Source organism: Collinsella aerofaciens, from assembly GCF_039752985.1.
Taxonomy (GTDB): domain Bacteria; phylum Actinomycetota; class Coriobacteriia; order Coriobacteriales; family Coriobacteriaceae; genus Collinsella; species Collinsella aerofaciens_BT.
The window spans coordinates 47320-57653 of sequence record NZ_JBDMHA010000002.1 but is presented as its reverse complement, the minus strand read 5'-3'; the positions used below and the strand labels follow the sequence as shown (position 1 = coordinate 57653).

10 protein-coding genes are annotated in these 10334 nt (G+C 65.4%); 7 read left to right on the top strand and 3 right to left on the bottom strand.

Translation table 11 applies throughout. The features are described 5' to 3' along the window. The first annotated feature begins 144 nt into the window (after positions 1-144). From ABHR76_RS00565 to cobK, 7 genes are read left to right on the top strand one after another with little or no spacing between them, the layout of a single operon-like run. A complete protein-coding gene (locus tag ABHR76_RS00565) occupies positions 145-1101 on the top strand; it encodes a histidine phosphatase family protein (protein ID WP_324252585.1) in 957 nt (318 codons plus the stop codon). After that, a complete protein-coding gene (gene cbiB, locus ABHR76_RS00560; protein WP_195544716.1) occupies positions 1101-2075 on the top strand; it encodes an adenosylcobinamide-phosphate synthase CbiB in 975 nt (324 codons plus the stop codon). The genes ABHR76_RS00565 and cbiB overlap by 1 nt, the downstream gene beginning before the upstream one ends. After that, complete coding sequence (locus ABHR76_RS00555) at positions 2072-3295, top strand: pyridoxal phosphate-dependent aminotransferase (RefSeq protein ID WP_195544692.1); 1224 nt, start codon at positions 2072-2074, stop codon at positions 3293-3295. The genes cbiB and ABHR76_RS00555 overlap by 4 nt, the downstream gene beginning before the upstream one ends. Further along, a complete protein-coding gene (locus ABHR76_RS00550) occupies positions 3288-4787 on the top strand; it encodes a cobyric acid synthase (RefSeq protein ID WP_346976484.1) in 1500 nt (499 codons plus the stop codon). The genes ABHR76_RS00555 and ABHR76_RS00550 overlap by 8 nt, the downstream gene beginning before the upstream one ends. Next, positions 4784-5299 carry a cob(I)yrinic acid a,c-diamide adenosyltransferase gene (locus tag ABHR76_RS00545; RefSeq protein ID WP_035138235.1) on the top strand — a complete coding sequence of 172 codons (516 nt, stop codon included), beginning with the start codon at positions 4784-4786 and terminating at the stop codon, positions 5297-5299. Before ABHR76_RS00550 ends, ABHR76_RS00545 begins: the two co-directional genes overlap by 4 nt. Further along, positions 5300-5941, top strand: coding sequence for a precorrin-8X methylmutase (locus tag ABHR76_RS00540; RefSeq protein WP_195544695.1), 642 nt, complete (start codon positions 5300-5302; stop codon positions 5939-5941). It abuts the gene before it with no gap. Then, positions 5938-6711, top strand: coding sequence for a precorrin-6A reductase (gene cobK / locus ABHR76_RS00535; RefSeq protein WP_195544696.1), 774 nt, complete (start codon positions 5938-5940; stop codon positions 6709-6711). Before ABHR76_RS00540 ends, cobK begins: the two co-directional genes overlap by 4 nt. Before the next feature lie 211 nt (positions 6712-6922). On the opposite strand, the gene ABHR76_RS00530 is transcribed toward cobK, so the two are convergent. The 3 genes from ABHR76_RS00530 to ABHR76_RS00520 form a co-directional block, all read right to left on the bottom strand. Next, positions 6923-8137 (bottom strand): ABC transporter permease, encoded by a 1215-nt coding sequence (locus tag ABHR76_RS00530; protein ID WP_346976483.1) that lies wholly within the window; start codon positions 8135-8137, stop codon positions 6923-6925. Then, the gene (locus ABHR76_RS00525) at positions 8134-8907 is read right to left on the bottom strand and encodes an ABC transporter ATP-binding protein (RefSeq protein WP_195544698.1); all 774 of its coding nucleotides are present in this window, start codon (positions 8905-8907) and stop codon (positions 8134-8136) included. Before ABHR76_RS00525 ends, ABHR76_RS00530 begins: the two co-directional genes overlap by 4 nt. Beyond that, the coding region (locus tag ABHR76_RS00520) for an efflux RND transporter periplasmic adaptor subunit (protein WP_346976482.1) at positions 8907-10334 on the bottom strand (1428 nt) is incomplete at its 5' end. The genes ABHR76_RS00525 and ABHR76_RS00520, both read right to left, overlap by 1 nt.

Below are 10334 nucleotides of genomic sequence, written 5' to 3'. Positions count from 1 at the left end.
GTCCCGCTTCGGCGGGGTGACGGGGGATTTGGCCGGATGGTTTCTGCAATGGGCCGAGCTCGCGATGCTTGCCATGCTGGTGGCGGGGGGCATGCTCCTATGATGCTCGTGGTAGGTGGCGCGCATTCGGGGAAGAGGACCTTCGTGCGCGAAAAGCTCGGGTTCGCGGCGGACGATTTCGTCGATGCGGCGCAGCTTGCGGAGGGCGGCGTGCCCGCGGCTTTTGCCGGCCGTGTCGCGTACCGTGCTGAGGAGCTCGTACGCGCGCTCGACGCAGACCGGGCGCTCGAGCGGCTGATTGGCTTCGACGCAGTAATTCTGCCCTTGGTCGGCTCGGGGGTCGTCCCCATGCGTGCGGAAGACGCCCAATGGCGCGAGCGCGCGGGGCGCTTAGGATGCGCGCTCGCTGCGCGTGCCGACGTCGTCGTGCGCATGACGTGCGGGATTCCCCAGGTCATCAAAGGAAACCTTGCCGATGCGCCTCGAGGGACGCAGGGCGCGGGCGCGCCTTTGGAAGTCGTCTTCGTGCGCCATGGTGCCACGGCGGGCACGGAAGACCATCGCTACAGCGGGGCGGGCACCGATGAGCCCCTGTCGAGCGCGGGCGAGCGCGCTTTGCGCGACCTCGCGTGCGATCGTGACATGTTCCGTGTTATCACGAGCGGCATGGCCCGCACCGACCAGACGGCGCGCATCCTCTTCCCGAACGCGGAGCTTATGGCGTGCCCCGGTCTGCGCGAGATGGATTTCGGCGACTTCGAGGGGCGAAGCGCCGCCGAGCTTAAAGAGGATGTGCGCTACCGCGCCTGGGTAGACTCCTGGTGCGAGACGCGCTGCCCGCATGGCGAGGGCAAGAGCGATTTCACCCGCCGCGTCGTCGCGGCGTTTCGGGAGGCGTGCGAATCGGAGCGCGCCCAGGGGAGTGGGCGCGCCGTCTTCGTCGTTCACGCGGGTACCGTGAAAGCGCTGCTCTCCGAGCTAGCTGTCCCGAAAATGGGATATTTCGACGTGCATACCGAGCCGGGCGGCGCATGGGCCGCCACCTGGGATGGGCGCTGCCTTCGCGACGTTCGTCCCGCTTCGGGGGGCGATGCCCGGTGATGACGATTCTTGCCGCCGCCGCCGGGTTCGCAGCCGACCTTGCCTTCGGCGACCCGCGCTGGCTTCCCCATCCCGTTGTCGCCATGGGGCGCGCGATCACGTGGGCCGAAGGCCGCCTGCGGGGCTCATTCCCGCAAACGTCCGCGGGCACGCGCGCCGCAGGGCTTGTGCTCGCCGTGGCGCTTCCGCTTGCGTGTGGGCTTTTGACCTTGGGAATCCTGCATCTTTGCGGCATGGTTCACCCCGGCTTGCGCTTCGTGGCCGAGGCATGGGCGAGCTATCAGATTCTCGCGGCATGCGAGCTGCGCCGCCAGAGCCTGGCCGTGGCCCGCGCGTTCTCGAAGGGCGGCCTTGTCGCAGCTCGCGAAGCCGTCGGGCTCATCGTGGGACGCGACACGTCTGTTCTCGACGAGCAGGGCGTTGCGCGCGCCGCCGTGGAAACGGTGGCGGAGAACGCGAGCGACGGCGTCATCGCGCCGCTTTTCTACCTTATGATCGGGGGTGCGCCCTTGGGCATGGCGTACAAGGCGGTGAACACGCTCGACAGCATGGTGGGCTACAAAAACGAGCGCTACATCGACTTCGGCTGCGCCTCGGCGCGCCTCGACGATGCGGTGAACTGGATTCCCTCGCGCTTATCGGCCCTGTTCATGATCGCCGTGTGCCCGATCGTCGGGCTCGATGCTCGCGGGGCGGCGCGCATCTGGCGCCGCGACAGGCGTCGCCATGCGAGCCCCAACTCGGCGCAGACCGAGTCAGCGTGTGCGGGCGCGCTCGGGCTGCGCCTGGCAGGACCCGCGGTGTATTTCGGCAAGCTCGTTGAGAAACCGACGATAGGCGACGCGTCCCGTGAAATTGAGTGGAGCGACATCGCCCGGGCGACTAGGCTCATGCTCGCCGCGTCCGTATGCGCGCTCGTCGTCTTCGGCGCCGCACGCGCGGCGGTCGTGCTCGCCGTGGGGGCGATGGTATGAGGGAAGACCACGCCGCGTCCCGGGCTGCCGGGGGAATCCTGCGCGCCCGTGCGCATGGGGGTAGCACGCAATCGCTCGGCATCGCTTGCGAAGGGGGCGCCTCCGACCTCATTGACTTCTCGGTGAACGTGAATCCGGCAGGCCCCTCGCCGCGCGCCGTTGCCGCAGCTTGCAAGGCGCTTTCTCGAATCGACGCCTACCCCGATAGGGAAAGCCTCGCCCTCGTTCGCGCCCTAGCGCGTGCCCAGGGCATTCCCGAAGATACTATCGTCTGCGGCGCGGGCGCGTCCGACATCATTTGGCGGCTCGCCGCGGCGGTGCGCCCGAAACGCATCGTCGTGTGCGCGCCGACGTTCTCTGAATATGCGGAGGCGGCATCGTACTACGGCGCATGCGTGCAGGAGTTCCCGCTCTCCGAAGCGGACGACTTCGACGTGCCCGCCTCCTTCGCCCGCGCGATCGAGGGGCCGGGAGACGTGGCGTATATCTGCAATCCGAACAACCCGACGGGGCGCCTCGTCGACCCCCGCGTGATCGATGCCGCGGCTTGCCGCTGCGAGCAGGTGGGCGCGCTGCTCGTCGTGGACGAGTGCTTCCTCGGATTTGCGCCCGACGCCCGCGAAAGGAGCGTGGCCGCACGCGCCGCGTGTTCGCGCCATGTGGCCGTGCTCTCCGCATTCACCAAGCTCTACGGAATGGCGGGGTTGCGGTTAGGATATCTGATCAGCGGAAACGCCCAACTCCTCGAGGGGATTCGCCGGGCGGGGCAGGCGTGGCCCGTCTCCTCGGTCGCCGAGGCCGCGGGTATCGCCGCCCTGGAAGACGTCGAATACGTCTCGCGCACGCGCGATGTATTGGCGGGCGAGCGAGCGTGGCTTTCCCACGAGCTCTCCTCGCTCGGGCTTTCCGTCGTGCCGTCGGATGCGAACTTCCTTTTAGTCCGGACACCGGCGAAAGACATCCCCGAGCGCCTGTATAAACAGGGGGTTTTGGTCCGCACGTGCGACTCGTTTTCGGTACTGTCCCGTTTCTGGTGCCGCGTCGCGGTGCGCACGCGCAAGGAGAATGCCCGGCTTGCGATGGCGTTCGGCCGCGCGCTTCGGGCGGAAGGCGCATCGGGCGAAGGCGAACCCGACAAACGGGGCTGCGCTTCTTGCAGCGGCGCTATGGCGGGCGCGTATGGCCGAGGCTCGACGAAGGAGGTCGATACCCGTGGGTAGGGCGAAGCCCATCATGATCCAGGGCACCATGTCGAACGCGGGGAAGAGCCTGCTTGCGGCGGGGCTGTGCCGTGTGCTTTCGCAGGACGGCCTGCGCGTGGCTCCCTTCAAGAGCCAGAACATGGCGCTCAACAGCGGTGTCACGGCCGACGGGCTCGAGATGGGGCGCGCCCAGATCATGCAGGCCGAGGCGTGTGGCATCGTGCCCGACGTGCGTATGAACCCCATCCTGCTCAAGCCCGAAAGCGACCACCGAAGCCAGCTCATCGTGGCCGGCAAGGCGCAGGGAGCCTTCGCTGCGAGGGACTACTTCGCGCGAAAGAAGGCGCTCATGCCGCAGATTTTGGAGTCGTTCGATTCGCTCGCGGAGGAAAACGACGTCATCGTCATCGAGGGCGCCGGCAGCCCCGCCGAAATCAACCTTGCCGAAAACGACATCGTCAACATGGGGCTCGCGCGCGCCGTGTCCTCCCCCGTGCTGCTCGCGGGCGACATCGACCCAGGCGGGGTATTTGCCCAGCTCTACGGCACGGTCGCGCTCTTTGCGCCCGAGGATCGCGCGCTTTTGCGGGGGCTTGTTGTGAACAAGTTCCGCGGCGATGTGGAAATCCTCCGCCCGGGTTTGGCCCCGCTCGAGAAGATGTGCGGGGTTCCCGTCGTGGGGGTCGTGCCGTTTCTTACGCTCGACCTGGACGACGAGGACTCGCTCGCGCCGCGCCTATCTGCCCGCGAGGCGCGCGGCGTCATCGACGTCGCCGTCGTGCGCCTTCCGCATCTGTCGAACTTCACCGACTTCGACCCGCTTTCGCGCGTGCCCGGCATGGGGGTGCGCTACGTTTCCTCGACGACCGATCTGGGCCGACCCGACCTGGTGGTGCTTCCCGGCTCGAAGTCCACGCTCGACGACGCGCGCTGGCTTGCGGCTAGCGGCATCGGAGCCTGTGTACGCGCGCTTTCGGGCGCGGGCACGCCGGTGCTCGGCATATGCGGAGGCTACCAGCTTTTGGGAGACGAGCTTTCCGACCCGCACGGCAGGGAAGGCGCTGGCACCGCGCGCGGGCTCGGGCTCATCCCTGCAAATACGGTGTTCAAGGAGGAAAAGCGCCTCGCCCAGTCGGAGCTGCGCATCACGGGCGCCCAAGGCGCGTTCTCGGTGTGGAACGGCATGACGGCGCGCGGGTACGAGATTCACGACGGCGATACGACCGTCTCCTGCGCCCCTGCGGGCACGATTGGCGGCAAACCAGAAGGCGCGGCCTGCGGAAACGTGTTCGGAACCTATCTCCACGGCCTGTTCGACGAACCGGGGGTGGCACTCGCCCTCGCGCGCTCGCTCGCGCGCATGCGCGGCCTGCCCGAGAGCGTCGTGGGTGCTGAGGGCGCGGTGTCCGCGGCCGATCACCGTGCGCGCGAGTTCGACCGCCTGGCCGACTCCGTGCGCGGGGCGCTCGACATGGAGTATGTCTACCGCATTATCGAGGAGGGCGTATGATCCACGTGTATCATGGCGACGGCAAAGGCAAGACCACGGCGGCGATGGGGCTCGCCCTTCGCATGCTCGCCGCAGGCCGCCGCGTCGTCGTTGTGCAGTTCCTGAAAGACGGCGAAAGCGGGGAGGCGCGCCTGCTCGCCGAGCATTTCGGCGTGCCCGTGTTCGCGGGGAAGGCGTCGGACAAGTTTACCTGGTCCATGACGTCGGAAGAACTTGCCGCGACGCGCGAGTTGCACGATGGGAACCTCGCTTCCGCGCTCGCCGAGCTCGAGGGCGCGCAGGAGGGGCTGCTCGTGCTCGACGAGGCGCTCGACGCGCTTTCGAAGGGGCTTGTCGACGAGGCGCTCGTGGACCGCGCGCTCGATATGTCCGCGCGCGGCGTCGAAGTAGCGCTCACCGGGCGCGCGCCTTCCCGCAAGATCGTGGAGAAGGCCGACTACATAACCGAGATGCGGTGCGAGAAACACCCCTACGAGCAGGGGATATGTGCAAGGGAAGGAGTGGAGTACTAGATGGATTCCAAGGAGATGGCGCCCGGCGACATCGAGCGGCGCAGCTTTGAAATCATCACCGAAGAGCTCGGCGGCCGCACGTTCCCGCCGCTCGAAGAGCCCGTCGTGAAGCGCGTCATCCACACCACTGCCGACTTCTCGTACGCCGATTCCCTCGTGTTCACCCATGACGCCGCGCACTGTGCGCTCGACGCACTGCGCGCAGGGGCCACGGTGCTCACCGACACGAACATGGCGCTCGCAGGCATAAGCAAGCCCGCGCTCGCGAAGATCGGCTGCCAGGCCGTGTGCTTTATGGCCGACCCGGATGTCGCCGCAACGGCGCGCGCCGCGGGCACGACTCGCGCCGTTGCGAGCATGGACAAAGCTTGCGGCATCGAGGGTCCGCTCATCGTGGCCGTCGGCAACGCTCCCACAGCACTTCTGCGCCTCGCCGAGCTCATGGACGCGGGGAAGATCGCGCCCGCGCTCGTCGTTGGGGTGCCGGTTGGGTTTGTGAACGTGGTCGAGGCGAAAGAGGAGCTACTCGCGCGACGCGTGCCGGCCATCGTCGCGAGGGGTCGCAAGGGCGGCTCGACCGTGGCGGCCGCCATTATGAACGCGCTGCTCTACCAGATCACACGCCCAGGCGGCCCGAAGTGACGGCCCCCGCATCCGCGCCGGCGCTGCGCATCTTCGCCGGCACCACCGAGGGCCGCCTCCTGTGCGAATGGGCGAGCGGGGCGGGAATCCCCGCCCGTGCCTACGCGGCAACCGAGTACGGAGGCGAGCTTTTGGGCGAGCTTCCGGGCATCGAGGTGCATGCGGGCAGGCTCGACGAGGCCGACATGGAGCGTGAGCTTTCCGGCGCGCGCATCGTCGTCGACGCCACGCACCCCTTCGCTACGCTCGCAAGCGGCAACATCCGGGCCGCTTCGCTCGCCGTGGGTGCACGATGCCTGCGCCTTGCGCGCCCGGTCGAGGTGCTGCCCAAAGGCGTCGTGTCGGTCGCGTCGATCGCCTGCGCGGCGCGCTTTCTCTCCGAGAACCCGGGTCGCGCGCTTCTCACGACGGGGAGCAAGGAGCTTGCTCCCTACACGCGCGTCGCCGATTTCGCGGAGCGCTTCTTCGTGCGTGTGCTCCCTCTGCCCGGTGCTATAACGAAGTGCATCGACGCGGGGTTTTCGCCGTCGCACGTCATCGGCATGCAGGGGCCCTTCACCCGCGAGCTCAACGAGGCGATGCTTCGGCAGGTGGGCGCCCAGTGGCTTGTGACCAAGGACTCGGGAACCGTAGGCGGCACGGCCGAGAAGATCGCCTCCGCGCGCGACGTGGGAGCGCGCTGTATCGTGGTCGCCCGTCCCGCCGAGGGAGGCGGGGCCCTTTCGCTTAGGGAAGTGGAAGACGCGCTCTTACGGGAGTTTGCGCGCTAGGCGCTCGCCGCGCATGCGTGCCCTCCCGCCTGCGAGGAGGAGCGCCCCGAGCAAGCTCAACCCGTACAAGCCTGTCATCCGCCAATCGCTCGAGGACGACGCACGGAACTGGCGCAAGCAGCCCTTCAATAAGTTGCGGTGAAATAGCGTCTGTTTTTGCTGCTAAATAGCATATTCAGTCCCTAATTCACCGCAACTTGTTGGTGGTGGCTTACTGGTAGCGTAGGCATTCCACCGGGTCGAGCTTTGCTGCACGGCGAGCGGGGTAGAAGCCAAAGATTACGCCGATGCCGACCGATACGGCAAACGCGATCAACACTGTTGTAATGGAGAAGCTTGGCGTGATCGTCCCGGTAGCTCCAAACTCGCTCATGATGCCCGAGCTTGCGGCAAAGAACGTGAGTCCCCATGCCAGCAGATAGCCAATCAGGACACCCAACAGTCCGCCGGTGACGCACAGCGCCGAGGACTCGGCCAAAAACTGCGCGGTGATATCGCGACGACTTGCGCCCAGGGCACGGCGAATGCCGATCTCACGGATGCGCTCAGTCACGTTGGTGAGCATCATATTCATAATGCCGATACCGCCGACAAGCAGCGAGATGCTGGCGACAGCGCCCATGATGAGCGAGAACGCGCCCATAAAGGAGTTGAGTGCATCGATGGCGCTTTTCATGGAGGTCGCCGATACACTGTCGTACTCATCATCTTCCGCGATGCCCTTCATTGCGCGCACCTTGGACTCGATGGTCTTACAAAGCTCGTCCATGTCTGTGCCCTCGGCGGCAAGAGCCGTCACGCTGGGGAATGAAGGATTTTCGTCGCCAAACAGGCCTGAGATGGTTTCGCGCGGCATATACAGCGTGAGCGAGCCCATGGAGTCGTTGCCGCCATCAATCACGCCTATAATCTGCACCTCGCCGTTGGCCACCTTGATGGTTTTCCCCAGCGCATCCTGTTCGTTGCCGTAAAGCTGATCAGCGCCGCCGCGGCTGATGAGCGCCACGCGCGAGCCCGATTGGGACTCGGCCTGGGAATAGGTGCGCCCCGCAACGAGCTTGCTGGCCCCCACGGCGTCGAGCATGTTGCTATCGACACCCTGTGCCATGACGGTATAGCTTTTATCGCCGGTCTTGTACTCGGTGTACGCGCTGTCGACAATTCCGATCTGCTCTATTTGCGGCACCAGTTTTTGAAGCTTCTGAACGTCAGAATCGGTGAGTTCTTGCGACGAATAGATTTGCACCATGCGTGCCGCATTGAGGCCCAGACTGTTGACCAGGCTGTTTTGGATGCCGCCGATGAGCGAAGTCATGGCGATAACCGAGGCAATGCCGATGACAATGCCCAGGATGGTGAGTAGACTGCGCCCCTTGTTGGCCTCGAGCGAGTGAAGGGCTTCCTGGATGAGATCGCGGGCGCTCATGCCATCTCTCCTTTCGGCGGGTTGGCGGAGGCGGAAATCATGGGCAGGCTATCTACGGCGCTGCGCAGGGTCCGCGGTGCATGTGGAATATACGCGCCGTCGTGAATGCGACCGTCGCGGATGGTCACGGCACGATCGGCCTCGGCGGCGATGCCGGGGTCGTGTGTGATAAGCACGATGGTTTTGCCGCGCTTCTGGAGCTTATGGAAGGTCTCCATCACAAGCGCTCCGGTAGCGGAGTCCAGGTTTCCCGTCGGCTCGTCAGCCAGAATGATGGGCGGATCATTGACGAGGGCGCGCGCGATTGCGACGCGCTGCATCTGGCCGCCCGAGAGCTCGGATATGCGGTGGTCCCAGTGGTCGACGGGCAGCGTGACAGCCTGCAGCGCGTGCACGGCGCGCATCTCGCGCTGGCTACGGGGCACATTGGTGTAGGCCAGCGGCAGCATCACGTTTTCGATAACCGACAGGCGCGGCAGCAGGTTGAAGCTCTGAAAGACAAAGCCAATGCTCAGGGCGCGGACTTCGGTGAGCTCGTCATCATCGAGCTCGGCCACGTTGAGCCCTTGCAGGTAGTAGTCGCCCGCCGTCGGCTTATCCAGGCAGCCTAGGATGTTCATGAGGGTTGATTTGCCCGAGCCCGAGGGGCCAGTAATGGCGACGAACTCGCCGGGATCTACCGCCAGTCTCACGTTATGCAGGATGTGGGCGCAACCTGCCTCGCTTTCAAAGATGCGGTGCACGTTGCGGATGTCGATAACGGGACGCATTACATGCCCTCGTCGTCAGACATGCTGCCCGAATCCGTGCTGTAGCCGCCGTCAGCCGTTGCGTCCGCTCCGGTGTCCATGACGAGGGTGTCGCCATCGCGCAGCTTGGTAATCGGCACGTTAGGGTTGATCTCGTTGCCCTGGTCGTCGCGCTTGACCTGTGTCTTGCCGACTACGGCTTCGTTGTCGTTTTGCGTCACGACGGTCACTTTCACGCGGCGGGTCTGTTTGCCCTCGTCATCGGTTGCCACGTTGACGTAATAGTGTTCGCCGTCTTCGGTCATGAGCGCCATCGTCGGCACCATCACCACGTCGTCGAGCTGCTCGGTCACCACCGAGACCTCGGCCGTCATGCCCGGCTTCAGGCGCGCGTCGGGCGCCTCGATGAGGATGTCGACGTTAAAGGTTACGCTGCCGCCGCCACCGTTAGCGGCGTCGGAGTTTGCCACCGACGCGATAGCCGTGACGGTGCCCTGGCTCACGATATCGGGAAACGCGGGATACGTGACGTTGGCGCTCTGCCCAACGGCGATCTTGGCGATGTCCTTTTCTCCCACCTGTACGGTCACCTTCATCTTGGATAGGTCGGCGATCTGCATGCACTGCTTGCCACCGCTCGTATCACTTTCGCCCATAATCATGCCGCCTGTTACCGTGGCGCCCACCTTGGCGTTGAGCTCCACGATGCTGCCCGAGCTCGGGGCCGTGACCGTACGGCTGGCGGCCTTGGCGTTCGCCTGATCGAGGTTTGCCTGGGCCGAAGCGAGGCTGCGCTGCGCGGCCGATACGGCGTTCGTGTCCGCTGATGCGTCGGAGACGCCAGCCGCTGCGGAAGCTCCATCGACGTCCGTCGTTGGGGTGGCCTGAGCGGCAGCTGCGGCTTTCTTCGCATTAGCGAGGTCTTCTTGAGCGGCAGCAACTGCACGCTGTGCCTCGGCAACGTTGCGATCGAGCTCGTCGTTTTTAATGGTCATAAGCACGTCGCCCTCGTTGACGGATTGGCCCGCCTGCACGTTGATCGAATCGACCGTGCCGTCGACAGAAGGGGAGACCACTGAGGACGAAATTGGTTTGAGCTGGCCTTTCGCCTCGACCGTTGTGGTAAACGTGCCCTCGGTCACCATGTCGGTCACAGGCCCGCTAGTGCCCTGTGGCTGCGCATTGATAACCAGGGTCACGACAACGGCGATGGGCACAATGGCGGCCACGACGCCGGCCGCAATGCCGCGTCGGATGAGCTTTTTGCGTCGACGTTCGGCACGTTTTGCCTTGAGCTTGGCATATGCCTCTTCATCGGAAATCTCGGTCGCATCGTTCGCGCGTCCGCTCTGCTTATCGGCATGTACGTTTGTAATCAGAGGAATCGTTTCGGTGACATCTTCGAGCGTGTGCTCGGTATCATCCGGGCCCGGGGTGGTCGTGGGGAC